We start from the raw sequence: 25,120 nt of genomic DNA on the forward strand, positions 1-25,120 counted from the left end.
ATGGGGCCCCTCGAGGCGTACACCGCCGCCGCCGTGGCCGGCGCCGCCGTGGTGATCCGCCGCTACTCGACCTCGTTCGGGCTCGCCTGCCGGCTCCTCGGCGCCGGGCAGCGGGAGGACATCGAGAACGTCTACGCCCTCGTGCGGATCGCCGACGAGGCCGTGGACGGGGCCGCCGCCGAAGCCGGGCTCACCGGCCCCCAGGTCCTGGCCCAGCTCGACCGGCTCGAGGAGGAGGCGACCCTGGCCCTCGAGCTCGGCTACAGCACCAACCCAGTGGTCCATGCGTTCGCCCAGACCGCGCGGCGCGCAGGGATCGGGGGCGACCTCGTGGCCCCCTTCTTCGCCTCGATGCGCCGCGACTGCGACCCGCACGCCCACTCCGCGGACTCCCTCGGCGCCTACATCTACGGCTCGGCCGAGGTGGTGGGCCTCATGTGCCTGCGCGTGTTCCTCGCCGGGCTGGCCGTGCTCCCCGCCGACCGGGCCGCGATGGAGCACTCGGCCCGCTGCCTCGGGGCGGCATTCCAGAAGGTCAACTTCCTGCGCGACCTCGGGCAGGACGGCGAGGAGCTCGGCCGCGCCTACTTCCCCGGCGTGGACCCGCGGCGCCTGACCGAGCAGCAGAAGCACGCCCTCGTGGCGGACCTGCGCGGCGACCTCGACGCCGCCCTCCCGGGGCTGCGCATGCTCCCGCCCGGCCCGCGGCGCGCCGTGGCCCTCGCCCACTCGCTCTTCTCCGAGCTCGCCGACCGCATCGACGCGTGCCCGGCCCCGGTGCTGTTCACCACCCGGGTCCGCGTCCCCGGGCACGTCAAGCTGCGCCTCGCCGCCGCCGCGGTGGCGGGGACGGGCCCCGCGTTCGCGCACGACGCCGGCGGCTCCCCGGCGGCGGCCGAGGGGAGGGCGGCGTGAACCGCCCCCAGCGCCAGCGCCCCGCGAGGATTCCGGGCCGGCCCCGGCAGCCCAGCACCGTGGTGGTGATCGGCGGCGGGATCTCCGGCCTCGCGACCGCGGGCCTGCTCGCCAGGGACGGCCACGCGGTCCAGCTCCTCGAGCAGCAGCCCGCCCTGGGCGGCCGCGCCGGCCGCTGGGAGGCGGACGGCTTCCTCTTCGACACAGGCCCCTCGTGGTACCTCATGCCCGAGGTGATCGACCACTGGTTCCGCCTCATGGGCTCCAGCGCCCCCGCCGAGCTGCGCCTGCACCGCCTCGACCCCGGCTACCGCGTGTTCTTCGAGGGCGAGCAGCGCCCGGTGGACGTGCCGGCCGGGCGGGAAGCGGCCGCCGCCCTGTTCGAGTCCCTGGATCCCGGCTCCGGGGGAGCCCTGACCCGGTACCTCGAGGAGGCCGAGGACGCCTACGCCGTGGCGCTGGCGCACTTCCTCTACGACGACTTCGCCTCCCTCCGCGGGCTCGCCCACAGCGAGGTCCTCCGGCGCCTCCCGCGCCTGGCGGCCCTCCTCGGCCAGACCCTGCACGGGCGCGTGGCCCGGCGGTTCACGGACCCTAGGGAGCGCCAGATCCTCGGCTACCCGGCCGTGTTCCTCGGCACCACCCCCTATCGGGCCCCCGCCCTCTACGAGCTCATGAGCCACCTCGACCTCACTCAGGGGGTCCTGTACCCCGAGGGAGGATTCGCGGCCCTCGTGGACGCGATGGAGCGGTTGGCCCGCGCCGCCGGCGTGCAGATTCGCACGGGCGCGCGGGCCGAGAGCATCGTCACCGGCCCGGCCCCCGGCGGGGCCCGGGTCGAGGGCGTGATCTGGAGCGACGCCGACGGGCGCCAGCACCGCGCCGGCGCCTCCGTGGTGGTCGGCGCCGCGGACCTGCACCACCTCGAGACGGAGCTCCTTCCACCGGCGCTGCGCAGCCAGCCCGAGTCCGCCTGGGCCCGGCGCGATCCGGGCCCGGGGGCTGTGCTCGCGTGCCTGGGCGTCCGCGGGGCGCTGCCCGAGCTGGCCCACCACAGCCTGTTCTTCTCGCGCGACTGGCAGGACGGCTTCGCCCGGATCGGCGAGGGCCGCGCCCCCGCCGCCACGACCTCCCTGTACGTCTCCCGCACCAGCGCCACCGACCCCGGCGTGTCCCCGGCCGGCGACGAGAGCCTGTTCGTCCTCGTGCCCACCGCCGCCGCCCCCGCATGGGGCCGCGGCGGCGTGGACGGGGCGGGCTCGCCGCAGGTCGAGGCGATCGCGGACGGCGCGGTCCGGCAGATTGCCGGCTGGGCCGGGATCCCGGACCTGGCCGAGAGGATCGCGGTGCGCCGCACCCTCGGCCCCGCGGACTTCGCCCAGGACGTCAACGCGTGGCGCGGTGGCGCCCTCGGGCTCGCCCACACCCTCGGGCAGAGCGCTTTCTTCCGGCCGCCCAACGCGAGCCGGCGCGTGGCCGGGCTGCTCTATGCCGGCGCCTCGGTCCGCCCCGGCATCGGCGTCCCGATGTGCCTCATCAGCGCCGAGCTCGTGCTCAAGCGCGTGCGCGGCGAGCGGCGGCCCGGCCCCGTGGGCCCGGCGCTCGTCCCGGTGCGCGGTCCCGTCGAGGCCGCCGCGGGCCCTGCCCCGGGCACCCTGCGCGACCTGCGCACCCTGCGCGACCGGGAGGAGGCCCCGTGGCCTACCTGATCGCCCTCCTCGTCTCGGCCGCCGGCGTGGCGACCCTGGATGCCCGCTTCCGGCTCGCCTTCTGGCGCGCCCCCCGCGCCGCCGCCCTCACGGTCGCGGCGGGCACCCTCTTCTTCCTCGCCTGGGACGCGGCCGGGATCGCGGCCGGCATCTTCCTCCACCCGGGCTCGCCGCTCATGACCGGGATCATGCTCGCTCCGCAGCTGCCCCTCGAGGAGCCCCTCTTCCTCGCATTCTTCTGCTACACGGCCCTCGCCCTGTACACCGGAGCCGAGCACGCCCTCGCCGCCCGCGCGGCCCGCCGGCCGGGGGTGCGCCCGTGAGCTACCTCGTGGTCGACCTCGCCTTCCTCGCCCTGGCCGCGGCGCTCGCCGCGCTGCTGCTCCGCCGCGCACGCCGCCGGCTGGGCAGCTGGGCGGCGATCCTCGCCGGCGGCGCGGTGCTGCTCGTGCTCACCGCCGCGTTCGACAACGTGCTCATCCTCCTCGGCCTGTACGCGTACGCCCCCTCGGCGCTCACGGGCCTGTTCCTCGGCGCCGCGCCGATCGAGGACTTCGCCTACCCGGTCGCCGGCGCCGTCCTCGTGCCCCTCCTATGGCGCGCCTTCACGGCCGGGCAGGCGATCCGCAGCGCCGGTGCGGACGAACGCCGCAGTCCGGAAGACCGCCGTCGTGCGCCGGGGGCGCACACCCTGAGAACCGAGGAGCGCCCATGACCGCCGCCTCCGCCGCCCCGGCGAGCCGGGCCCGCCACTCCCTCCCCGCGGCCCTGCTCGTCTCCTCCCGCCCGCTCTCGTGGGTCAACACCGCCTACCCGTTCGCGGCCGCGTACCTGCTCGCCGGCGGCGGGGTGGACTGGCGGCTCGTGGTCGGCACGCTGTTCTTCCTCGTGCCGTACAACCTCGCGATGTACGGCACGAACGACGTCTTCGACTACGCCTCGGACGTCCTCAACCCGCGCAAGGGCGGGGCCGAGGGCGCCGTGCTCCCGCCGCCGATGCACCGGGCGGCGCTCGTGGCCGCGTGGGGGGCGTGCGTGCCGTTCGTCCTGGCCCTGGTGGCGGGAGGGCCGCCGGCGAGCTGGGCGGTCCTCGCGGTCTCGCTGTTCGCCGTCGCCGCCTACAGCGTCCCCCGCCTGCGCTTCAAGGAGCGCCCCGTCCTGGACTCCATCACCTCCAGCACCCACTTCGTCTCCCCTGCCGTGTACGGCCTGGCCCTCGCCGGCGGCGGCGCCTCCCCGACCGCGGTGGCCGTCCTCGCGGCGTTCTTCCTCTGGGGCATGGCGAGCCACGCGTTCGGCGCCGTGCAGGACATCGGTCCGGATCGCGAGGCCGGCATCGGCTCGATCGCCACCCTGTTCGGCGCCCGCGCCACGGTGCGGCTCGCCGTCCTCGCCTACCTCGCCGCGGGCGTGCTGCTGCTCGCCCTCACCGCCTGGACGGAGGGCCTCGTGCGGCTCGCCCCCGTGCTCGCCCTCCCGTACGCCGCCAGCTCCGGCGCGTTCTGGTCCGTCACCGACGCGACGGCCGGGGCCACGCGGGCCGGCTGGCGCCGCTTCCTCTGGCTCAACTACCTCACCGGCTTCGCCGTCACCCTCCTCATCATCTCCGTCTGGATGCACGCATGACCTCCACCGACACCGCCCCCACCGCTGCCCTGGTCTGGTTCCGCGACGACCTGCGCGTCCGCGACAACCCGGCCCTGCGCGCGGCACTCGCCCACGGCCCCACCGTGGCCCTGTACGTCCTCGACGAGGAGTCGCCCGGGATCCGTCCGCTCGGCGGGGCCGCGCGGTGGTGGCTCCACCACGCCCTCGAGGACCTGCGCGGCTCGCTCGGGCGCCTCGGGGTGCCGCTCGTGCTGCGCCGGGGCACGGCGGCCGCCGTTGTGCCCGACGTCGCCGCGCAGGCCCGGGCCGGCTATGTGGCCTGGAACCGCCGCTACGGTGGCCCCGAGCGCCGCGCCGACACCGCGGTGAAGTCGATCCTGCGGCGCGCGGGGCGGGAGGCGGAGAGCTTCCAGGCCTCCCTCCTGCACGAGCCGTGGGACGTCCTGACCCAGCAGGGCACCGGCTACAAGGTCTTCACCCCGTTCTGGAAGGAGCTCTCCGGCCGGGACCACCGCCACCCGCTGCCCATCCCGCTCCCCCAGCGCGGGGCGCCCGAGCACCTCCCCGCCGGCGACGGCCTGGACGCGTGGGCGCTCCTGCCCCGGGACCCGGACTGGTCCGGGCCGCTCGCCGAGGCCTGGACCCCGGGGGAGGAGGCCGGGCTGGCCCTCCTGAAGGACTTCGTGGGGCCGGACACTGCGGACACGGCCGTGGCGCTGTACCCCGACGAACGGGACCTGCCCGACCGCGCCGGCACGAGCCGCCTCTCGCCGTACCTGCGCTGGGGCCACGTGAGCCCGTTCCAGGTCTGGCACGCCGTGGCCGACCGCCGCCGCGCCGCCCCCGAGGGCAGCGCCGTGTTCGCCTCCGAGCTCGGCTGGCGCGAGTTCGCCTGGCACACCCTCTACCACCACGCCGACCTCGCCTCGGAGAACCTCCGCCGCGAGTTCGACGCGTACCCCTGGTGGCTCCCGCACGCGGGGAAGGGCGGCGCGCACGACGCCGGGCGCGGCCGCGCGCACGGGGTCCCGCCCGCCGTCGTGCTCGGCGACCGGGAGGCGAACCGGCTGCTCGACGCGTGGCGGCGCGGGCGCACCGGATTCCCGATGGTCGACGCGGGCCAGCGCGAGCTGTGGGCCACCGGCTGGATGCACAACCGCGTCCGGATGGTCTCCGCGAGCCTGCTGGTGAAGAACCTCGGCATCCACTGGCGCCTCGGCGAGCGGTGGTTCTGGGACACCCTCGTGGACGCGGACCCGGCCTCCAACCCCTTCAACTGGCAGTGGGTCGCGGGCTCGGGCGCGGACGCCGCCCCGTTCTTCCGCATCTTCAACCCGCGCACCCAGCAGAAGAAGTTCGATCCGCACGGCGCCTACGCGAGGGCCTGGATCCCGGAGCTCGGCACCGACGAGTACCCCGACGAGTGCGTGGACCTGGGCGAGAGCCGGGCCGAGGCGCTCGAGGCCTACCGCTCGCTCAGCGAGTTGCAGGGCCGCGGCCAGGGACGGCGGCGGGCCTAGAATGTCCGCCGTGCATGATTCAGACCCGAGCGCGGGCCGCAAGCAGATGCGCGGGGCCCCGGGCTTCGAGCTCATGTTCCTGCTGCAGAAGTTCACCAACGAGGCCGACCGCTACGCAGAGACGGTGCGGCGCAAGCACGGGCTCGCGCGCAACGACGTCCACGCGCTCAACGCCGTCATGGAGGCCGAGCGGCATGGGGAGCGGGCGACCCCCGGTGCGCTGCGCGAGCGGCTCGTGCTCAGCTCCGCCGCCATGACCTCGGTGATCGACCGGCTCGAGGCCTCGGGCCATCTCGAGCGGCGCCACTCGAGCACCGACCGCCGGCAGGTCGAGGTGACGCCCACCCCGAGCGCCCGGGAGACGGGCCGGGAGATGTTCGACCCCATGGTCCGGCACATGCTCCCGGTCCTCGCCGAGTACACCCCCGCGCAGCTCCAGCTCGTGGAGGGCATGGTCGCGCGCCTCATTCAGGCCATCACGGACGCCCGCAACGAGGTGAACGCCCCGGGCTGAGGCCACCGCAACGTGTGAGGTCAGCCTCCCTCAGACGGTCCTTTGCGGGGCGGGCGCGGGAGGCAGGCTGGTCCTCTCCGTCTGGGAGTTCCCGGGGAGTTTCCCCTGCCCTGCGCGACAACCCCCGGCTCCGGTCCTAGGGTGAAGGGGTCCGCCCCGGTCGTACCGCGCGCAAGGAGCTGCCCATGCACCTCACACCCCGCGAGCAGGAGAAGCTGCAGATCGTGGTGGCGGCGGACCTCGCGCGCCGGCGGCAGGCCCGCGGGCTCAAGCTCAACTTCCCCGAAGCCGTCGCGATCATCACCTACGAGCTCATCGAGGGCGCCCGCGACGGCAGGACCGTCGCCGAGCTCATGAGCCACGGGACCACGATCCTCACCCGCGAGGACGTCATGGACGGCGTGCCCGAGATGGTCCACGACGTGCAGGTCGAGGCCACCTTCCCCGACGGCACCAAGCTCGTCACCGTGCACCATCCCATCCGATAGGAGCAGCCCATGATCCCCGGCGAATACGTCCTGGCCGACGGCCCCGTGGTGTGCAACGAGGGGCGCGAGACGGTCGAGCTCGAGGTGACCAACACCGGCGACCGGCCCATCCAGGTCGGCTCCCACTTCCACTTCTCCGAGGCCAACCCGGCCCTGGACTTCGACCGCGCGGCCGCGCGCGGCTTCCACCTCGACATCCCGGCCGGCACCGCCGTCCGGTTCGAGCCGGGGGACCGGAAGACGGTCCGCCTGGTGGCCATGGCGGGGGCGAGGGCCGTGTACGGCTTCTCCAACGCCGTCAACGGACCCTTGGACTGAACCGGACCCGGCGGCAGGAGGCCATCCATGAGCTTCGAGATGAGCCGGCGCCAGTACGCCGACCTCTACGGCCCCACGCGGGGCGACTGCGTGCGCCTGGCCGACACCGACCTCTTCCTCGAGATCGAGGATGACCTCACCGGCCACGGCGACGAGGCGGTCTTCGGCGGGGGGAAGGTGATCCGCGACGGGATGGGCCAGGACGGCAACACCGTGCGCTACGGCGCATCCGGGGACCTCGCGGTCGCCGACACCGTGATCACGAGCGTGATCATCGTGGACTACACCGGGATCTACAAGGCTGACCTCGGACTGCGCGACGGGCGCATCCTGGCGATCGGCAAGGCCGGCAACCCGAACATCATGGACGGCGTGACGATCGTGATCGGGCCCAGTACCGAGGTCGTCTCCGGGGAGGGCCGGATCGTCACGGCCGGCGGGATCGACACCCACATCCACTTCATCAGCCCCGACCAGTTCGCCACCGCCCTCAACTCCGGGATCACCACCTTCATCGGCGGCGGGACCGGTCCGGCCGAGGGCACCAAGGCGACCACGGTCACGCCGGGGCCGTGGAACCTCGCGAACATGCTCAAGGCGGTCGAGGACGTGCCGCTCAACGTGGGCTTCCTCGGCAAGGGCCACGCGAGCTCCGTCGAGCCGCTGGCCGAGCAGATCACGGCGGGGGCGATCGGGCTCAAGGTCCACGAGGACTGGGGGGCCACCGCCGCGGCCATCGACAACTCGCTCAAGGTGGCCGACCACTACGACGTCCAGGTCGCCATCCACACGGACACGCTCAACGAGGGCGGCTTCGTCGAGGACACCATCGCAGCGATCGCCGGCCGGGTGATCCACACGTACCACACCGAGGGCGCCGGCGGCGGGCACGCCCCCGACATCATCAAGATCGCCGGGCTGCCCAACGTGCTGCCGGCCTCCACCAACCCCACGCTGCCCTACACGCGCAACACCGAGGAAGAGCACCTCGACATGCTCATGGTCTGCCACCACCTCAACCCCGACATCCCCGAGGACGTGGCGTTCGCGGACTCGAGGATCCGGCCCGAGACCATCGCCGCGGAGGACGTCCTGCAGGACCTCGGAGTCTTCTCGATCACGAGCTCCGACTCGCAGGCGATGGGCCGCGTGGGCGAGGTCGTCATCCGGACCTGGCAGGTCGCGGACAAGATGAAGGCCCAGCGCGGCAAGCTCGAGGGGGACAGCGCCCGCGGGGACAACTTCCGCATCAAGCGGTACATCTCCAAGTACACGATCAACCCCGCCATCGCCCACGGTGTGGCCGAGTACATCGGCAGCATCGAGGTGGGCAAGCTCGCCGACCTCGTCCTGTGGGACCCCGCGTTCTTCGGCGTCAAGCCCTACGCGATCCTCAAGGGCGGCCAGATCGTCAGCTCGCTCATGGGCGACTCCAACGGGTCGATCCCCACGCCGCAGCCGCAGACCATGCGCGCCGCGTTCGGGGCGATGGGCACGGCCGTGCACGACTCCTCGATCACCTTCATGTCCCAGGCGGCCGTGGACGCCGGGGTCCCCGAGGCCCTCGGCCTGAAGAAGCGCGTCCGCCCGGTCCGCGGCATCCGCAACCTGCGCAAGGCGGACCTGAAGTTCAACGGGGAGACGCCGCAGATCGAGGTGGACCCCGAGACCTACGAGGTTCGAGTCGATGGCGAGCAGGCCACCTGCGACCCGGTGGACGTCCTGCCGATGGCCCAGCGCTACTTCCTCTTCTGAGGCTGACGGAGGGATGGTCTTCTCGATGATTGTTGAAGCCGTTGCAGGCAACGTCTCCGAGCTCACCGACGACGAGCTCAAGGGGCTGCACGTGGAGAAGGTCGTGCTGCCCAGCGCCGCCCTCGTCCGGCGCATCCAGCGGGTCACCACGGACCACGGCCGCGAGATCGGGCTGCGGCTCGCCGCGGCCCCGGGCCCCGAGGGCGACCTGCGCGACGGCGACATCCTCGTGCGGGACGAGCACGGCCTCGTGGTGGTCTCCGTCGAGGCCACCGACGTGCTCGTGATCGCCCCGCGGTCGATCCACGAGATGGGGGTGACGGCGCACGCCCTCGGCAACCGACACCTGCAGGCGCAGTTCTTCGACGCCGCCTCCGAGTACGGGGCGGAGGTCATGGTGGTCCAGTACGACCACACCGTGCAGGACTACCTCGACCACCACCGGGTCCCCTACGCCCGGGGCGACCGGGTGATGCCCGTGCCGTTCCGCCATGCCGGGCACACGCACTGACGGGCGCGCGGACGTGACGGACTGGCTCCTGCCGCTGCTGCAGCTGTGCGACTCGGCCCTGCCGACGGGGGCCTTCGCCCACAGCTTCGGGCTCGAGACCTACCTCGACCGCGGCGCCGTCCACGACGAGGCCAGCTTCCGGGCGTGGCTCGAGCAGTTCCTCGACCACCAGCTCGTGCCGGCCGACGGGCTCGCGGTGCGCCTCGCCGCCGAGGCGAGCGCCGGCGTCGGACGCGGTGCCGCGGACGACCTCGAGGACCTCGACGCCCTCCTGCACGCCCAGGCCCTCCCGCTCCAGCTCCGCACCGCGGGGGTGACCATGGGCCGGCGGCTGATCGAGATCGGCCGGAACGCGCTGCCGGGGCCGAGGCTCGAGCGGTACGGGCAGCTCGTGGACGCCGGGCGCTGCCGTGGGCACCAGGCCATCGCCTTCGCGCTCATCGGGGCGGACCACGGCGTGCCCGCGGACGACCTCGTCCGCGCGTACCTGTTCTCCACCGTGACCACCCTGACGCAGAACGCGGTCCGCGGCGTGCCCCTGGGGCAGAACGCGGGCCAGCGGGTCCTCGGCGCCCTGCGGCCCCGCGTGGACGCAGCGGCGGACCGGGTCCGGGGGCTCGACCGCAGGGACCTCGGCGCCGTGCCGCCGGGGCTCGAGATCGCCCAGATGCAGCACGAGACCCAGAGGGCCCGGCTCTTCATGAGCTGACGACGGAAGGACAGCAGCATGCACCCGGTGAAGATCGGAATCGGCGGCCCCGTGGGAGCCGGCAAGACCCAGCTCGTGGAGCGCCTGACCCGCGCGCTGAGCCACGAGATCTCCATGGCCGCCATCACGAACGACATCTACACGGTCGAGGACGCCAAGATCCTCGCGCGCACGAGCGTGCTCCCGCTCGACCGGATCGTGGGGCTCGAGACCGGCGGCTGCCCCCACACGGCGATCCGCGAGGACACCTCCATGAACCAGGCCGCCGTGGACCGGCTCATCGAGGCCCACTCTGACCTGCAGGTGATCTTCATCGAGTCCGGCGGGGACAACCTCTCGGCCACGTTCAGCCCCGAGCTCGTCGACTTCTCCATCTACATCATCGACGTGGCGCAGGGCGAGAAGATCCCGCGCAAGGCCGGCCAGGGCATGATCAAGTCGGACCTGTTCATCATCAACAAGACCGATCTCGCCCCCCACGTCGGCGCTGACCTGACGGTCATGGAGGCGGACTCGCGCGAATTCCGCGGCGAGAAGGCCTTCTGCTTCACCAACCTCAAGACGGACGAGGGGCTCGAGCATGTGATCCGCTGGCTCAAGCACGACGTCCTCATGATGGACCTCGTGTGAGCCTGACCGCCCGCGGCGAGCTCGACCTCGTGATCAGGCGCCGGGGGGAGCGGTCCGTCGCCGCGGCGCAGTACCACCGCGGTGCGCTGCGCGTGCTGCGCCCCATGTACCTGGACGGGACCGGGCAGGTGACCTACGTCGTCGTCAATCCCGGCGGGGCGTACCTGGACGGCGACCGCTACCGCCTGGACGTCACCGTCCAGGACGGCGCCCAGCTGCTGCTCACCACCCAGGCCGCGACCAAGGTGTACCGCACGCCGCGGGACCGGGCCGCCCAGGACCTGACGGTGCGGCTCGGGCCGGGGAGCCGGCTCGACTACCTCCCCGACCAGCTCATCGCCTACCGGGCCTCCCGCTACGAGCAGGAGACGCGGATCGAGATGGACCCGTCCGCGAGCCTCATCGTGGCGGAGGTCGTGACCCCGGGCTGGTCGCCCTCCGGGGCGCCGTTCGGCTACGAGAGGCTCCGCCTGCGCACCGAGGTCACCATGGGCGGCCGGCCCGTGGCCCTGGACAACCTCGTCCTCGAGCCCTCGGCGAGCCGGGGCGGGATGGCGGCCCTCGGGCTGCTCGAGGGCCGCTCCCACCTCGGATCGCTGCTCGTGGTGGACCCCCGCGCCGGCGAGGAGGCGGTGGGCCTGGCCAGGGCGCTCCTCGCCGAGCGCGCCGACGGCCTGCTCGGGGGCGTCTCGGCCCTGCCCGTGCCCGGGTTCGCTCTCCGCGTCCTCGGCCACTCCACGCAGGCCGTGGACGCGCTCATCCTCGCCGTGGTCAACGCGCTCCGCGCCGCATGGCACGGCCAGGGCGCCCTCGACCTGCGCAAGTACTGACCCGGCGGCCCGGCGGGGCAGGCGATACTGGGCAGATGCGCGAACTCGTGGTCCTCGGCACCGCCTCGCAGGTGCCCACGCGCGCCCGTAACCACAACGGCTACCTCCTGCTCTGGGACGGCGAGGGGATCCTCTTCGACCCGGGCGAGGGGACGCAGCGGCAGATGATCCACGCCGGCGTGGCCGCGACGAAGGTGACGCGCATCTGCCTCACACATGTCCACGGGGACCACTGCTACGGGCTGCCCGGCGTGCTCTCGCGCCTGGCGCTCGACCGCGTGGAGCACCCCGTGCACCTGCACTACCCAGCCTCCGGCGAGGAGGTGGTCCGGGCCCTCGTCGCCGTCTCGACCCCCGGGATCGACCTGCGCCTCGTGCCCCACGGCGCGGCCGGGGAGATCGCCCCCGGGCTCGCGGTCGAGCCGCTCAGGCACCGCATCGGCACCTTCGGCTACCGGCTCGCGGAGCCGGACGGGCGCACGATCGTGCGGGAGCGGCTCGCGGCCGCCGGCATCCGCGGCCCGGACGTGGCGCGGCTGCAGCGCGAGGGGCGCCTCGGCGGCGTGCGGATCGAGGACGTGAGCGTCCCGCGCCGCGGGCAGCGGTTCGCGTTCGTCATGGATACCGCCCCGTGCGAGGGTGCCGAGGCGCTGGCCGACGCCGCCGACCTCCTCGTCGCCGAGTGCACCTTCAGCGACGACGACGCCGCGCTCGCCGAGCAGTACCTCCACCTCACCGCCGGGCAGGCGGGCGCGCTCGCCGGATCCGCCGGGGCCCGGAACCTCGTGCTGACGCACTTCTCGTCCCGGTATCCCGAGGTGGGCGGGCTGGAAGGCCAGGCGCGGCGGAGGGCGGGGAACGCCGTCGTGCGCGCCGCCGCGGACCTGGACAGGTTCGGCTTCCCGCGGCGGCGCGGGGCCTGGATGGGGGAGGGGGACCGCGATGGCAACGGGTAGCGGCGAGGCGGAGGAGCTCACGGTGGGCCAGCTCGCGGCGCGCAGCGGGCTCTCCGTCTCCGCGCTGCACTTCTACGAGCGGCAGGGGCTCATCCACAGCCGCCGCACCTCCGGGAACCAGCGGCGCTACCCGCGCTCGATCCTGCGGCGCGTGGCGGTCATCAAAGCCGCCCACCGTGCCGGCATTCCGCTGGCCACGGTCGCGGACGCGTTCGAGCTGCTCCCGCTCGACGGCGTGCCCACCCAGCAGGACTGGGGCCGGCTGTCGAGGGCGTGGCGCGACGAGATCGACGAGCGGATCGCGCGCCTCGAGCACCTGCGGGACCGGCTCGACGGGTGCATCGCGTGCGGCTGCCTCTCGCTCTCGACCTGCAGCCTCGTGAACCCGGAGGACAGGCTCGGCACGTCCGGGGCTTCGGCACTCGAGCCGTAGGGGTGACAATGGTCACGTTCGATTGACCTCAACGATTGTTGAGGTCCTAGCGTCGTAGGAGGTCCCGAGGTGCTCGGGCGCCCCGACGAAAGACCAGGCATGACTGTGACCCCGACCTTCCTCAGCGTCTCCGGCGCCGACTCCGCCCTCTTCCGGGACGCCTTCCGCTCTCATCCGGCGGGGGTGGCCGTGGTGACGGCCGCGAGCCCCGAGGGGCCGGTGGGGCTCACGGCCTCCTCCGTCGCCTCGGTGGCGGTCGATCCGCCCTCGCTGGCCTTCTCCGTCTCCGGCGGCCGCTCGGCCGTGCACATCGCGGAGGCGGACACGGTCCTGGTCCACCTCGTCGACGCCGGGCAGGTCGGCCTGGTCCGCACGTTCGCCACTCCTGGCTCGCCCCGGTTCACGGACGCCATGGACTGGGAGGAACTGCCCACCGGCGAGCCCTGGCTCCGGGCCGCGCCCTGGGCGCTGCGCTGCGCCATCACGCACCGGGTGCCGGTGGGCCGCTCCGTGCTGCTGGCCGCGACCGTGCTCGAGGTGCTCGCCCAGGGGCGCCCGGGCGCGCCGCTCGTGTACCACGACCGCGCGTTCCATGCGCTGGGGGCGCATTCGCGGGTGGACTGATTCTCGGCTGGTGCGAGGGCCTCGCCGGAGGTGAGCGAGTAGGCGTCGACTTCCCCGACGGCCACCGCCTCGAGCTCGGGCGTCAGACGATGGTTCTGTCCTCGTCCGATCCTTAGGAACGCCTGTGTACCCGTTTTTGAATGGAAACGATCGATATCTTTAGCCGCTCGGAAGCTGTGCTTCATGTAGTCCACGTGCGGATTCGCCCCTGATCGCTTCGTTGTGGATCGGCTAGCTTACTGCCGTCCACAACGGAGGCGGCGGGAGACATGATGCAGGTGGCGAGGGTGTTGGATCCGGCGAGTGATGCGGTGTCGTTCACCCTGCTCGACGAGGACGGCGTCGTGGCGCCGGCTGAACGCTATCTGCGATATCTGGCGGAGACGGAGAGGTCCCCGAACACGATCAAGGCGCACGCCCACGATCTGAAGGACTGGTTCTCGTTCCTGATCGAACGCGGCTGCGACTGGCAGTCGGTGCGGCTGGAGGACGTCGGCGCTTTCATCCGTTGGCTGAGGCGGCCGCCGGGAACACGGGACCGCTCGGTATCCGTGCTGCCCGTGGTCGGAGCCCACTGCAGTGAGGCGACCGTGAACCGCAAACTTTCCACGGTCTCGGTCTTCTACCAGCACGCGGCACGCCACGGTCTGGAGCTGGGAGACCTGGTGACGTGCTGGGAACCGGGGGCACGCCGGGGCGGCTGGAAGCCGTTCCTCCACCACATCAGCAAGGCCTCCCCGGGACCGCGGCGCAGGGTGAAGCTCCCTGCGACGTCCAGGATCCCCCGGGTCTTGGAGCCGGCCGAGGTACAGGAAATTCTGGACTCATGCGCGCACCTGCGGGACCGCCTGCTGTTTGCACTGCTCTACGACTCCGGAATCCGGATCGGGGAAGCCCTGGGCTTGCGGCACGAGGACCTCGCTGCAGCCGAGCGGGAGGTCACCGTCCGCCGGCGGGTGAACACCAACGGTGCGCGCTCCAAGTCGCCGCATCCGCGCACGGTTCCCGTCAGCTCCGGACTGATCCGTCTGTATGCGGACTACCTGTCCGAGGAGTACGGGGACCTGGACTCCGACTACGTCTTCGTCAACCTGTGGGGCCGCCCGCACGGGCGGGCGATGACGTACGCGGCAGCGCACGATCTGGTCCGCAGGCTCCGCAGGGACACCGGCGTCGACTTCGACCCGCACTGGTTCCGGCACACCTATGCCACCCGGATGCTGCGCGACAAGGTCCCCCTGGAGGTGGTGTCAAAGCTGCTCGGCCACGCCAGCGTGACTACCACCATCACCACCTATGGGCACCTGACCGTCGATGACGCCCGCCGCGCCATGGCTGATGCAGGCTGGTTCGCCGGCACGGAGGTGACGCTGTGAGCGGCCTGCATCCCCTTCCCGCAGCCGACGGGCCCTTCCCCGCGGATCCGGCGCCCCTCGGCGCCGTCCCGGGGCGGCGGCGCAGACACCCGTCGGCGCGGTCCCGGACGGATGCCGTGGACCCGTGGGAGGCGGAATTCCCCAGGGATGTCTGGGACGCCCGCAAGCTCGGCATCACCGCCCGGGGCCGCAGCAGGATCCGCTTCGACAGCATCACCCGCCCATGGCTGAAGGACCTGGCCAAGCGCTGGGCCCGGTGGCGGCTCTCCACTGGGCTGACCGTTGAATCCGCGGCGCTGGGGACCGCGGCAATCGACTCGTTCAACGCGTTCCTCGACAGCACCCGGGCTCCCGTCAAAGGCACCGCCGACATCGACCGCGCCCTGATCGAACAGTTCCTGGCCTACCTGCACGCCCGCAGCGCCGGGCCGGTATCGCACCGCACGCGGGTAGGGCAGTTCAACCTGTTCCTGCTGACCATGCGCCGGCACGGCTGGGTCACTGACCTGCCGAACACCGCACTGATCTACACGGAGGACTACCCGAAGGAGACCGTCCGGGCGCCGCGGGCGCTGAGCGAGCACGTCATGGCCCAGCTGGAGGCCCCGGAGAACCTGGACAAATGGCCCAACCCCCACCACCGGCTGATCACCCTCATCTTGATGCGCTGCGGACTGCGGATCAGCGACGCCGTTGCCCTGGCCCACGACTGCATCGTCCGCGACAGGGACGGAGCGCCCTACCTGCGCTATCTGAACCACAAGATGAAACGCGAAGCGCTCGTTCCGATCGACGAGGAGCTCGAGCGGGCCATCGCAGACCACCTTGCCCACCTCAGGCAGGGCACCGGCACCAGTCCGCGGATGCTGTTCCCCAGCCAGGGTCCCAACGCCGAGGGCACCGGACACATCAGCACGGCCACTTACCGCACGAGCCTGCGCCGCTGGGCGTCCCGGTGCCGGATCACCGACGAGAACGGGAATCCCGCCACGGTCAGCCCCCACCGGTTCCGCCACACCCTGGGCACGAGACTGATCAACCTCGATGTCCCGCAGGAGGTCGTGCGCCGCATCCTCGACCACGACTCGCACCAGATGACCGCCCACTACGCCCGGCTCAGCGACACCTCGATCCGCCGGCACTGGGAGGCTGCGCGCAAGGTCAACGCTTCCGGGGCCGAGGTCACCCTCGACCCCGACGGCCCGCTGGCGGACGCGGCCTGGTCCAAACAGCGCCTCGGCCGCGTAACCCAGGCCCTGTCGAACGGGTACTGCGGACTGCCCGTGCAGAAGACATGCCCACATGCCAACGCGTGTCTGACCTGCCCGATGTTCGTCACCACGGCCGAGTTCCTGCCCCAGCACCGGGAGCACCGCACCCAGGTCGTGCAGATCATCTCCGCCGCCGAAGCCCGCGGGCAGCAACGGCTGGTCGAGATGAACACCCGCGTCCTGGGCAACCTCGACCGGATCATCGGCGCCCTCAGCGGGAACAGCACCCCGGCCCCTGGGCCCGACGAAGGACGGCCATGAGAGCCGATAACAGCCGCCACATCCTGCAGGCCGCCAGGCAACGCCACGAACTCACCCGCTCCAAAGCCATCGCAGCGCTGCGCGGCCTCGAAAACCGCGGAGCAGCAGTGACATTCGAATCCGTCGCGGCAGCGGCAGGGGTCTCCCGGTCATGGCTCTACACACAGTCCGACCTGCGCGAGGACATCATCCGGCTGCGTGAAGGCCGCCGGCCGGACCGGCCGCGGAGCAGCCGTCGGGACGGCGCCAGCGACGGTTCCCTCCGCGCCCGCCTGGCCGCGGCCCAGGACCGGATCCGCACGCTCACCGAGGAGAACGCACGACTGCAGCACCAGCTCGCCCTCGCCCTTGGACACCAGCGCCGGAAAGACCAAAGCTCCCGTCCCGGAACCCTGGAAAGATAGCGCACCGTCTTCGAGGCACCGTCAGTGGGCCACCCAGCAGAGAGGCAGAAACAACACGCCCAAGCCTCGACACAACGTCTCGGATCAGTCTCGATTACCCACCGGCCGCCGCTGACAGAAGGACCCCCGATCCTCCCTCTCAGACACCGTCCACATCGGAAACCCCGCGCAAATACGGGCCTTCCATCCGACCGACTAAAGATATCGATCGTTTCTGAGACAACCGGGGGAGGCCCCACGCTTCCACGGATCTTCGCCCGAGCGTTTGTAACGCTTGCCGTGTACGCGCCATTGTTCTGGTTCCCGTGTTCCTGTTACGGCGCCACCGGGCCGACCGTGTACCAACACCTCTCCAAGCAGCCCGGGCGCTATAACAGCCTTGTCTCGGCGTCGATAGGACCATGGCCCCCCACCTAGGACTTCACCAAAGCTTCCGCGCCGGGCTGCCACCAGAGCTCGGAGGCTGCGGCATTGGCAGGTTCGGCGACCGGGCTCGGTTGGACCCTGACGTTGGCCGCCGTCGGAAGCGTTTGGCCGGGTCGGCCATGCTGATGGCTGCATGGCCGAGAGGGCTGGGACTAGCCGGTTCGGTTGACCTCGACCAGCAGGCTGCAGCCGATCCCCACTGCGTCGCTCCTTGTGGCCTGTGATGCTCCGCGTACTACTTGGTGGTGGGAAGGCACGTCGGCAAGGGAAGGTCCCGGAGCAAGGAGGAGAGATGTTCGTCAGAGTCAGTACCTACAGGCCCGGTTCCGGCAGCACGGGCGCGCCCACGGAGGAGACCGTCGAGCGCGTTCTGGTTCTTCCAGGCTGCCACGGTCTCTACTATCTCCTCGGCGAGGGCAAGTCCCTGTCCCTGACCATGTGGGAGGACAAGGCTGCGCTCGATGGGAGCCGAGAGGCGACGAATTCGATCCGTTCGGAGACGACAGCTGAGCAGCACATGGAGGTGCTCGCGGTAGAGGAGTACGAGGTGCTCACGAACGCCCTGAAACCCTAGGCTCCACGGGCCCGGGGAGCCCGGGGATGCCGTCGACCAGTCCCTGCCGGAGGAGGTACTGGAGGTGGGCTGCGGTCTCGCTGAGCGCGAGGCGGAACTGGAGCCCGTGCAGTGACTCGAAGCCTCGGGACCAGGAGATCTCGCGTGCGACGGAATACACGCGGGGGTTCCGCTGGGCCGAGGCGGCTTCCAGAACTTGAACGGAGCGCTCCTCAGCAGCGGTGCGGAGCTCCCGTGCACGGACCCCGAGGTCTCGGAACCGGTATTCGTGGGCTGGGAGAACCTCGAAGGGCGCGCGCCGCTCGACGAGCGCGAGGGATTCGAGGTAGCTGGCCAGTGGGTTTGGGTCTCCGCGCAGTTCGAGGGAGACGTTGGGTGTGATGCGGGGGAGCAAGTGGTCGCCGCTGAAGAACATGGCGCCGACAGCCATTTCGAGGCAGATGTGCCCCGGGGTGTGCCCGGGCGTCTCCAAAGCGCGCACACGTCCTTGGGCGAAGGGAACGGGATCACCCGTGGCCATCCGGAAGTCGGCGTCTGCGAGGCCTCGCAGGTGCTCGAGGCCCTCGACGGACATGGCTCCCTCGGGGACCCGGTCCTCGGGCACACCCCATAGGCGCATGCGGTCCCGGTCCAGGTCGACCTCGGCGCCGGCATCGTCGAAGGCGGAAAGGTGCCGCCGTTCGGCCGTCCCGAGGCCGACAGGTGCTCCTGAAACGCGTGCCAGCCGGCGGGCCATGCCGAGGTGGTCCGTGTGGAAGTGAGTCGCCACGATGCACGTCACCTCCGCCGGCCCGAGTCCTGCGGCGGCGAGCCCGGCCAAGAGCTGCTCCCAGCCTTCGTCGCTGTCGAATCCGGGGTCGATGACGAGACACTCGTCGCCCTCGGCCAGGATGTAGCTGAGGGTGTACCGCATCGGGTTGCCGGGGAATACGACCGGCACGGACCACAGCCCCGAGCCGAGGTCCTCCACGGGGGGAAACCGCTTCTCTAGCCATGCCTGACGCTGGGCTGTGCCGGTGACCTCCACGCCGGAGGCCTGAGCTCCCATCAGCGCTGCTGGGGGTCGAAGAGCCGGAACACCTGTGTGGCGCCGCCGTCGATCATCAGGTCGGCGCCGTTGATGCTGCGGGCGTCGTCACTGAGGAGGAACGCGATGAGCGCACCGATCTCTTCGGGCTCGACGATCCGTCCGGTCGGCACCTTGTTCTTCACCTGGTCGCGGACCTGTTGGATGACCATTTGGGTGTCGACCACCCCGGGGCAGACCGAGTTGACGGTGATTCCGGTGCCCCAGAAGTCCATGAGGAGGGACCGGGTGAGGTTGGAGAGCCCGGCCTTGGAGGCGGCATAGCTCGGGTATGGGTATCCGGTGGTCCCTGCGATGGAGGAGATGTTGACGATGCGGCCGAAGTCCGCGTCGAGCATGTCCTGGGCGAACTCGCGGATCACCGCGAACGGGCCGACGAGGTTGATGCCGAGGACCTTCGCGAAGGACCCGGGGTCGTGGTCCATGAGCATCTTCCGGTCGAGTACCCCGGCGGCGTTGACGATCGCCTGTACGGGGCCGACCTCTTCGAGGACGTCACGGCGGAGCTGCTTGACGTCCTCGGGCTTCGTTACGTCCGCTGCGAACGCGAACGCCTTCCCGCCCTCGGACCGGACAGCTTCGGCGGCGGCCTCGCTGCGCTCGGCGTCGAGGTCGACGCAGACGAGGGTATGGCCGGCCTGGGCAAGGCGGCGGTTGATGCCGCGGCACATGCCGCCGCCGGCACCGGTGATCAGGGTGTTCAGACTGCGCAACGTGGGGTGTCCTTCCGTGGCTGGTCGCTGTGGGGGTTGTCGGGATGGTGCCGATAGTCGGTGTAGCCGGCCGCTCCGCCGGAGTAGAGGCCTTCCTTGCGGAGGGGCTGGAGCTCTGCCCCGGCGAGGAACCGGTAGGGCAGGTCCGGGTTGGCGATGAACAGCCGGCCGAAGCCCACCAGGTGTGCGGTGCCCGCTTCGATGCGCGCAGCGGCCGATTCCGCCGTATGGCCGCCGGTGACGATCACGGGCCCGTTGAAGAGCCCGGCCAGTTCGCCCGAGGGCACGCCGTCGCCGCCGTCCTCCGCGTCGACTGAGCCGGCGATCCCGGGCTCTACCAGGTGCAGGTACGCGAGGCCGCGTGCCGAGGCGAGCCGGACGGCCGCCGAGTAGATCGCCCGCTTGTCGGGGTCGTGCATGTCCATCCAGGACGAGGACGGCGAGAGCCGCAGCCCCACCCGCGAGAGCGGAATGACCTCGGCGAGGGCGTCGAGGACCTCCGCCAGGAACCGCGTCCGGTTGGTCACGGTGCCGCCGTACTGGTCGGTGCGCTGGTTCGAGCTCGAGTTGAGGAACTGGTCGAAGAGGTAGCCGTTGGCGCCGTGGAGCTCGATCCCGTCGAACCCCGCCTCGAGGGCGTTGGCCGCCGCGGCAGCGAACTGGCCCACGATCTGGCGGATGCCCTCAGCGCTGAGTTCTCTGGGCACCTCGAAAGGGATGCGCCCGTTAGGGGAGCGGTAGAGGGAGCCGCGGATCGGGATAGCAGAGGGCGCCCAGCCGGCCTGCCCGTCCGGCTGCACCGACGAGTGGGCCTGCCGCCCGACGTGCCACAGCTGGGCGTAGACGAGCGCGCCGCGGCGCTTCGCCGCGGCGACCACCGGCCTCCAGCCCTCGACCTGCTCCTGGCTGTACAGTCCGGGGACCCGGGCATACGAGGCCCCCTGGGGCGAGACAACGGTGCCTTCGGAGAGGATGAGTCCCGCGCCGGAGCGTTGGGCGTAGTAGGTCTCCATGAGGGGGGTGGGCACGCCGTTCCCGGTGGCTCGGCTGCGGGTCAGCGGGGCGAGGACGATCCTGTTCGGGGCAAGCTGGCCGCCGACGGTGATCGGCTCGAAGAGCCGCTGTACGTCCATCAGTAGGACCTCGGCAGCCCGAGCATCTTCTCGCCGAGGTAGTTCCGGATCATCTCGTCGGTGAGGGGCGCGAACGTGTAGAGGCGCGCGTCTCGGAAGTACCGCTGCATGGGCAGCTCGCGGGCGTACCCCCAGCCGCCCATGAGGCGCATGCCCGCGTCCGTGGTGAACGTGCCGGCCTCCGAGGCCGCGAGCTTGGCCAGGGCCGAGTCGACGTCCACACTGGGGTCCCCTGCGTCGGCCGCCCTCACTGCACGGTCGAGCAACAGCGAGGCGGATTCGATCTTCAGGCGTGCGTCCACGAGGGAGTGCTGCAGGGCCTGGAACGCGCCGACCGGCCGGCCGAAGGCCTCTCGGCACTTGGCCCAGTCGAGGGCCGTTGCGAAGGCGCCGCGTGCGATCCCGAGGGCCACGGCCGCCGCGTTGAGCCGCTCTCCGTTGAGGGTGCCCAGAACTTGGCGGAAACCCCGGTCGGGCTCGCCGAGGACGTTGGCCGCCGGGACGCGGACATCGTCGAGGGAGAGGTCGGTCTGGGCGAGGCTGCGGATGCCCATGGTGTCGATCTCGCGGGTCTGGATGCCCGGTGTTGAGCGCGGCACGATGAAGGTCGTGATGCCGCCGATGGCCGAGGCCCCGATCTCCGTGGTGCGCGCGAGCAGGAGCAGGTAGCCGCAGTCCATGGCGCCGCCGATCCACCGCTTCTGCCCGGAGATGGAGTACGAGCCGTCGGGCAGGCGGGTGGCGGTGGTCTTCATGGCCCGTGCGACGTCCGTGCCGCCGTCGGGCTCGCTGAGGGCGAAGGACGCGTGGACATCGCCGGCGAGCAGGGGTGCGAGGAAGGCCTCCTGCTGTTCGGTGGTGCCGTGCGCGGAGAGGAGCTGGATAGCCATGTACTGGACGACGAAGGCCACGGCCATCGAGGTCGGGCCGGCGGCGAGCTCCTCGAGCACCGCCCTCTGGTGGCCGTGGTCGAGCCTGCCTGTGGCGTCGAGGGCGCCTGCGAGCAGTCCCGCGCGGGCGAGTGCGCGGAACAGCTCGGCGTCGAACTTCTCGGCCTCGTCGAATTCGCGGACGCGCTCGGCGGGGGCGTGCTCGGCGAGGACGGAGCGCACAAGCTCCCGCCGGTCGCCCGGGCCAGCGTCGTGGTCGGGCGTGGTCGTGGGGGAGGGGGTGATGGTCATGGTCTACCGCCTTACGAGGAAGCTGCTGGTGAAGGTCATGACGGTGCTGCCGTCCTGCTTCACGACGGTGTAGTCGAGCGTCCACAGCCCGACCTCGGGCTTCTTGGTCTCCCGGGCCACGCGGACTGTTGCCTCGACGTGGATGGTATCGCCGATGAAGACCGGCTGGACGGCGCGGACCTCGTCGAGGCCGAGCCACGCGGCCACGTTGGAGAAGTAGCCGGTCTGGGTCAGGAGTCCGAGGCCGACTGAGAGCGTGAGGGGGCCGTGCCCGATCCGCCGTCCGAACGGGGTCTTGGACGCGTACTCCTCGTCGAGGTGCAGCGAGACCCAGTCGCCGGTGAGCCCGGCCCACTGGACGAGATGGGCCTCGGTCACGGTTATCCCGGGGCTGTGGACGCGGTCGCCCTCCACGAGCGCGCCCCACCTGTGGTCCGGCCTGCCCTTGGGTTTGTCCGTGTGGACAGCGGCAAGGTCGTCTTCGTATGCCTGCATGTCGCTCCTCGAGTCTGGAGTGAAGGCGTGGTGCCCTCACCTCCAAGACTAGACTAGCGAGCGCTTGTTCGTATACTGGAGGGGTCAACATTTTCCAGTGCTTCACCGGGGAGGCCCATATGAGCACGTCCACGATTTCCTCCGATGCCGGCCTGGACGCCGCGGAACCGGCGAAGACGGTCCACGACCTGCTGGCGGAGAAGACCGAGCAGGCGAAGCTGGGCGGTTCGGAGAAGAACCGCCGCAAGATCGTCGAGTCCGGCAAGCTGCTCGTCCGCGAGCGGCTGGCCCTGCTGTTCGACGGCAACGAGTACATCGAGGACGGGCTGCTGGCCCGCTTCGAGGACGGGCTGCCCGGTGACGCCGTGGTCATCGCGTTCGGCCGTGTCGACGGGCGCGAGGTGTGCGTCGTCGCCAACGACTTCAGCGTCAAGGCCGGAACGTGGGGCAACCGCACGTTCGAGAAGATCACCGCCGCGCAGGACAAGGCCGTTGCCGCGGGCATCCCGCTGGTCTACCTCTTCGACTCCGCTGGCGCGCGCATCGACGAGCAGTTCGAGAGCTTCGCGGGCCGCCACGCCTGGGGGAACATCTTCTACAACCAGGTCCAGATCTCCGGCCGTGTGCCGCAGGTCTGCGCCCTGTTCGGCCCCTCGCCCGCCGGGTCGGCGTACGTGCCGGCGCTGTGCGACCTGACCATCATGGTCCGCGGCCACGCCACCGCGTACCTCGGCTCCCCGCGCCTGGCCGAGATGGTCACGGGGGAGAAGGTCACGCTCGAGGAGATGGGCGGGGCCGAGATGCACTGCACCGTCTCCGGCCTGGGCGACGTGCTCGCCGAGGATGACGCCGAGGCCATCGCCGCCATCCGCGTCTGGCTCTCCTTCCTGCCCTCCAACTGGGAGCAGCCGGCGCCCATCGCCCCTGCTGCCGACCCGCGCCCGGGCCGGACACTCGAGGAGATCGTCCCGCTGCGCGAGGCCGAGGTCTTCGACATGGAGGAGTTCGTCGAGTCCCTTGTCGACGAGGGCACCTGGTTCCCCTACAAGGAGCTCTTCGCCCCCGAGATGCTCACCGGCTTCGCCCGCATCGGCGGCCGCCCCGTCGGGCTCGTGGGCAACCAGCCCCGGCACATGGGCGGCTCGATCTTCCCCGACTCCTCCGACAAGGCCGCGCGCTTCATCTGGATCTGCAACGCCTACAACATCCCGATCATCTTCCTCGTCGACATCGCCGGCTACATGATCGGCTCCGCAGTGGAGCGCCAGGGCATCATCCGCCACGGCGCCAAGATGATCTTCGCCGTCTCGGAGTGCCGCGTCCCGCGCATCACCGTGCTCGTCCGGAAGGCCTACGGCGGCGGCTACCTCGCCATGTCCGGCGCGCCCATGAACCCCGATGCCGTGATCGCCCTCCCCACCGCGCGGCCGGCGCTGATGGGCCCGGACGCGGCGGTCAACGGCATCTACTACAACCAGATCCACGAGATCGAGGACCCCGAGGAGCGCAAGGCCTTCATCGCGCAGAAGCACGCCGAGTACGCCGAGGGCATCGACGTGTTCAAGATCGCCAACGCCAATGCCGTCGAGGCCGTCGTCCCGGCCAACGGGCTGCGCTCCGACCTCATGCACCGCCTGGACCTCTACGGGCGACGCAAGGCCGTCCCCGTCGAGCGCCGCCAGGCCGTCACCCCCGTCTGACCCGCCACATCAAGGAGAACCGCATGATCAAGGTCGTCGCAGTGCTCAACGCCAAGCCCGGGATCACCCGGGAGGAGTTCCTCTACAAGTGGAACGTCGAGCACCCGGTCCTGGTGAGGAAGCTTCCCGGGCTGCGCCGGTACCGGCAGAACCAGGCCATCGCCCACCGCAGGGAGTGGCCGTTCAACGGCATGGCCGAGCTGTGGTTCGACAGCATCGCCGACGTCAAGGCAGCCTACGCCGGCCAGGAGGCCAAGGACATCTTCGCCCACGAGGAGCAGTTCCTCGAGCGGATGCAGTGGTTCCTCGCCGACGAGGTCGAGATCGACATCTCGAGCCCGGGCTGAGGGTGCGGTGACGGTCGACACCGCGCCCAAGGCCATGGCCGGGATCCGGGACGCGGCCGTCCGGCTCTTCTTCGAGCAGGGCTACGAGGCCACCACCCTGAGGCAGATCGCCAGCGCCGCCGGGCTCAAGGTGGGAAGCCTCTACTACCACATCACCGGCAAGGAGGCCCTGCTGGCGGACCTCATGGTGCAGGTGCTCGACGACCTGATGGCGGGGGTGCGCTCGGCAGCGGAGGCGGAGTCCACCCCGGCGGGCCGGCTCCGGTCCGCGGTCGGCGCCCACATCCGCTTCCACGCCGAGCGGGCGCACGAGGTCTTCGTCGGCAACACCGAGCTCCGGTCGCTGTCCGGGGAGGCCAGGGCCCTCGTCGTGGCCAAGCGCGAGGCGTACGAGGAGTTCTTCGGACAGCTCATCGACGACGCCGCGGCCTCGGGCGGGGCGGACCTCATCGACCCCCGCGTGCACCTCTACAGCCTCATGGCCCAGGCCGCACACGTCGCCGGCTGGTACCGGAGCCAGGGGCGCATGGACCTCGACTCCCTCGGACGAGCCTACAGCGAGCTCGCACTCCGCGGCCTCGGCGTCCCGTCCGAGCCGCCCCGTTGAACAACCCCCATTTCTAACGTACGCT

29 protein-coding genes are annotated in these 25,120 nt (G+C 71.4%); 24 read left to right on the forward strand and 5 right to left on the reverse strand.

Features of this window, described 5'->3' with window-relative positions; translation table 11 throughout:
- From ACYVKZ_RS14080 to ACYVKZ_RS14180, 21 genes are all read left to right on the forward strand, one after another.
- A complete protein-coding gene (locus ACYVKZ_RS14080) occupies positions 1-915 on the forward strand; it encodes a phytoene/squalene synthase family protein (RefSeq protein WP_460992867.1) in 915 nt (304 codons plus the stop codon).
- The gene (crtI, locus tag ACYVKZ_RS14085; protein WP_460992868.1) at positions 912-2,624 is read left to right on the forward strand and encodes a phytoene desaturase family protein; all 1,713 of its coding nucleotides are present in this window, start codon (positions 912-914) and stop codon (positions 2,622-2,624) included. The genes ACYVKZ_RS14080 and crtI overlap by 4 nt, the downstream gene beginning before the upstream one ends.
- Positions 2,612-2,947 carry a lycopene cyclase domain-containing protein gene (locus tag ACYVKZ_RS14090; RefSeq protein WP_460992869.1) on the forward strand — a complete coding sequence of 112 codons (336 nt, stop codon included), beginning with the start codon at positions 2,612-2,614 and terminating at the stop codon, positions 2,945-2,947. Before crtI ends, ACYVKZ_RS14090 begins: the two co-directional genes overlap by 13 nt.
- The gene (locus tag ACYVKZ_RS14095) at positions 2,944-3,339 is read left to right on the forward strand and encodes a lycopene cyclase domain-containing protein (RefSeq protein WP_460992870.1); all 396 of its coding nucleotides are present in this window, start codon (positions 2,944-2,946) and stop codon (positions 3,337-3,339) included. The genes ACYVKZ_RS14090 and ACYVKZ_RS14095 overlap by 4 nt, the downstream gene beginning before the upstream one ends.
- Positions 3,336-4,250, forward strand: a complete 915-nt coding sequence (locus tag ACYVKZ_RS14100; protein ID WP_460992871.1) for a prenyltransferase — start codon at positions 3,336-3,338, stop codon at positions 4,248-4,250. The genes ACYVKZ_RS14095 and ACYVKZ_RS14100 overlap by 4 nt, the downstream gene beginning before the upstream one ends.
- The gene (locus ACYVKZ_RS14105) at positions 4,247-5,752 is read left to right on the forward strand and encodes a cryptochrome/photolyase family protein (protein ID WP_460992872.1); all 1,506 of its coding nucleotides are present in this window, start codon (positions 4,247-4,249) and stop codon (positions 5,750-5,752) included. Before ACYVKZ_RS14100 ends, ACYVKZ_RS14105 begins: the two co-directional genes overlap by 4 nt.
- A 10-nt stretch (positions 5,753-5,762) precedes the next feature.
- Positions 5,763-6,266, forward strand: a complete 504-nt coding sequence (locus ACYVKZ_RS14110; protein WP_460992873.1) for a MarR family winged helix-turn-helix transcriptional regulator — start codon at positions 5,763-5,765, stop codon at positions 6,264-6,266.
- 185 nt (positions 6,267-6,451) lie between these two features.
- Positions 6,452-6,754, forward strand: coding sequence for an urease subunit gamma (locus ACYVKZ_RS14115; RefSeq protein WP_307007215.1), 303 nt, complete (start codon positions 6,452-6,454; stop codon positions 6,752-6,754).
- Between the two features lie 9 nt (positions 6,755-6,763).
- Positions 6,764-7,072 carry an urease subunit beta gene (locus ACYVKZ_RS14120; RefSeq protein ID WP_460992874.1) on the forward strand — a complete coding sequence of 103 codons (309 nt, stop codon included), beginning with the start codon at positions 6,764-6,766 and terminating at the stop codon, positions 7,070-7,072.
- Positions 7,073-7,099: 27 nt separating this feature from the next.
- A complete protein-coding gene (gene ureC, locus ACYVKZ_RS14125; protein WP_460992875.1) occupies positions 7,100-8,827 on the forward strand; it encodes an urease subunit alpha in 1,728 nt (575 codons plus the stop codon).
- Positions 8,828-8,852: 25 nt separating this feature from the next.
- Positions 8,853-9,338 (forward strand): urease accessory protein UreE, encoded by a 486-nt coding sequence (gene ureE / locus ACYVKZ_RS14130; RefSeq protein ID WP_460992876.1) that lies wholly within the window; start codon positions 8,853-8,855, stop codon positions 9,336-9,338.
- Positions 9,319-10,047: an urease accessory protein UreF gene (locus tag ACYVKZ_RS14135; RefSeq protein ID WP_460992877.1), complete on the forward strand. Its 729-nt coding sequence runs from the start codon at positions 9,319-9,321 to the stop codon at positions 10,045-10,047. Before ureE ends, ACYVKZ_RS14135 begins: the two co-directional genes overlap by 20 nt.
- Before the next feature lie 18 nt (positions 10,048-10,065).
- Positions 10,066-10,677: an urease accessory protein UreG gene (ureG, locus tag ACYVKZ_RS14140; RefSeq protein ID WP_460992878.1), complete on the forward strand. Its 612-nt coding sequence runs from the start codon at positions 10,066-10,068 to the stop codon at positions 10,675-10,677.
- Positions 10,674-11,507, forward strand: a complete 834-nt coding sequence (locus ACYVKZ_RS14145) for an urease accessory protein UreD (protein ID WP_460992879.1) — start codon at positions 10,674-10,676, stop codon at positions 11,505-11,507. Before ureG ends, ACYVKZ_RS14145 begins: the two co-directional genes overlap by 4 nt.
- A gap of 35 nt (positions 11,508-11,542) precedes the next feature.
- Positions 11,543-12,463: a ribonuclease Z gene (locus ACYVKZ_RS14150; protein WP_460992880.1), complete on the forward strand. Its 921-nt coding sequence runs from the start codon at positions 11,543-11,545 to the stop codon at positions 12,461-12,463.
- Complete coding sequence (soxR, locus tag ACYVKZ_RS14155) at positions 12,450-12,896, forward strand: redox-sensitive transcriptional activator SoxR (protein WP_460992881.1); 447 nt, start codon at positions 12,450-12,452, stop codon at positions 12,894-12,896. The genes ACYVKZ_RS14150 and soxR overlap by 14 nt, the downstream gene beginning before the upstream one ends.
- 99 nt (positions 12,897-12,995) lie before the next feature.
- Positions 12,996-13,520: a flavin reductase family protein gene (locus ACYVKZ_RS14160; RefSeq protein ID WP_460992882.1), complete on the forward strand. Its 525-nt coding sequence runs from the start codon at positions 12,996-12,998 to the stop codon at positions 13,518-13,520.
- Between the two features lie 269 nt (positions 13,521-13,789).
- Entirely contained in the window at positions 13,790-14,896 is a 1,107-nt protein-coding gene (locus ACYVKZ_RS14165) for a site-specific integrase (protein WP_310078400.1), read from the forward strand.
- Positions 14,893-16,428, forward strand: a complete 1,536-nt coding sequence (locus ACYVKZ_RS14170; RefSeq protein ID WP_310078402.1) for a tyrosine-type recombinase/integrase — start codon at positions 14,893-14,895, stop codon at positions 16,426-16,428. Before ACYVKZ_RS14165 ends, ACYVKZ_RS14170 begins: the two co-directional genes overlap by 4 nt.
- A complete protein-coding gene (locus ACYVKZ_RS14175; RefSeq protein WP_460992883.1) occupies positions 16,425-16,832 on the forward strand; it encodes a DUF6262 family protein in 408 nt (135 codons plus the stop codon). The genes ACYVKZ_RS14170 and ACYVKZ_RS14175 overlap by 4 nt, the downstream gene beginning before the upstream one ends.
- Before the next feature lie 718 nt (positions 16,833-17,550).
- The gene (locus ACYVKZ_RS14180) at positions 17,551-17,832 is read left to right on the forward strand and encodes a hypothetical protein (RefSeq protein WP_460992884.1); all 282 of its coding nucleotides are present in this window, start codon (positions 17,551-17,553) and stop codon (positions 17,830-17,832) included.
- Here ACYVKZ_RS14180 and ACYVKZ_RS14185 read toward each other — a convergent pair.
- Genes ACYVKZ_RS14185 through ACYVKZ_RS14205 form a run of 5 tightly spaced genes read right to left on the reverse strand, consistent with a single transcriptional unit; the run spans position 17,810 to position 22,441 of the window.
- Entirely contained in the window at positions 17,810-18,880 is a 1,071-nt protein-coding gene (locus ACYVKZ_RS14185; protein ID WP_460992885.1) for an MBL fold metallo-hydrolase, read from the reverse strand. The genes ACYVKZ_RS14180 and ACYVKZ_RS14185 overlap by 23 nt on opposite strands.
- On the reverse strand, positions 18,880-19,632 hold the full coding sequence (locus ACYVKZ_RS14190; RefSeq protein ID WP_460992886.1) for an SDR family NAD(P)-dependent oxidoreductase: 753 nt from the start codon (positions 19,630-19,632) through the stop codon (positions 18,880-18,882). The genes ACYVKZ_RS14185 and ACYVKZ_RS14190 overlap by 1 nt, the downstream gene beginning before the upstream one ends.
- Positions 19,620-20,765, reverse strand: a complete 1,146-nt coding sequence (locus tag ACYVKZ_RS14195; RefSeq protein ID WP_460992887.1) for an alkene reductase — start codon at positions 20,763-20,765, stop codon at positions 19,620-19,622. The genes ACYVKZ_RS14190 and ACYVKZ_RS14195 overlap by 13 nt, the downstream gene beginning before the upstream one ends.
- Positions 20,765-21,946, reverse strand: a complete 1,182-nt coding sequence (locus tag ACYVKZ_RS14200) for an acyl-CoA dehydrogenase family protein (protein ID WP_460992888.1) — start codon at positions 21,944-21,946, stop codon at positions 20,765-20,767. Before ACYVKZ_RS14200 ends, ACYVKZ_RS14195 begins: the two co-directional genes overlap by 1 nt.
- Positions 21,947-21,949: 3 nt before the next feature.
- Positions 21,950-22,441 carry a MaoC/PaaZ C-terminal domain-containing protein gene (locus ACYVKZ_RS14205; protein WP_460992889.1) on the reverse strand — a complete coding sequence of 164 codons (492 nt, stop codon included), beginning with the start codon at positions 22,439-22,441 and terminating at the stop codon, positions 21,950-21,952.
- A gap of 119 nt (positions 22,442-22,560) precedes the next feature.
- On the opposite strand from ACYVKZ_RS14205, the gene ACYVKZ_RS14210 reads away from it, so the two are divergent.
- From ACYVKZ_RS14210 to ACYVKZ_RS14220, 3 genes are read left to right on the forward strand one after another with little or no spacing between them, the layout of a single operon-like run.
- On the forward strand, positions 22,561-24,141 hold the full coding sequence (locus ACYVKZ_RS14210; protein WP_460992890.1) for an acyl-CoA carboxylase subunit beta: 1,581 nt from the start codon (positions 22,561-22,563) through the stop codon (positions 24,139-24,141).
- Between the two features lie 23 nt (positions 24,142-24,164).
- A complete protein-coding gene (locus ACYVKZ_RS14215; protein WP_460992891.1) occupies positions 24,165-24,488 on the forward strand; it encodes an EthD family reductase in 324 nt (107 codons plus the stop codon).
- Positions 24,489-24,495: 7 nt separating this feature from the next.
- On the forward strand, positions 24,496-25,095 hold the full coding sequence (locus ACYVKZ_RS14220; RefSeq protein WP_460992892.1) for a TetR/AcrR family transcriptional regulator: 600 nt from the start codon (positions 24,496-24,498) through the stop codon (positions 25,093-25,095).
- The last annotated feature ends 25 nt before the right edge of the window (positions 25,096-25,120 follow it).

The sequence above is a fragment of the Sinomonas soli genome, from assembly GCF_054782415.1.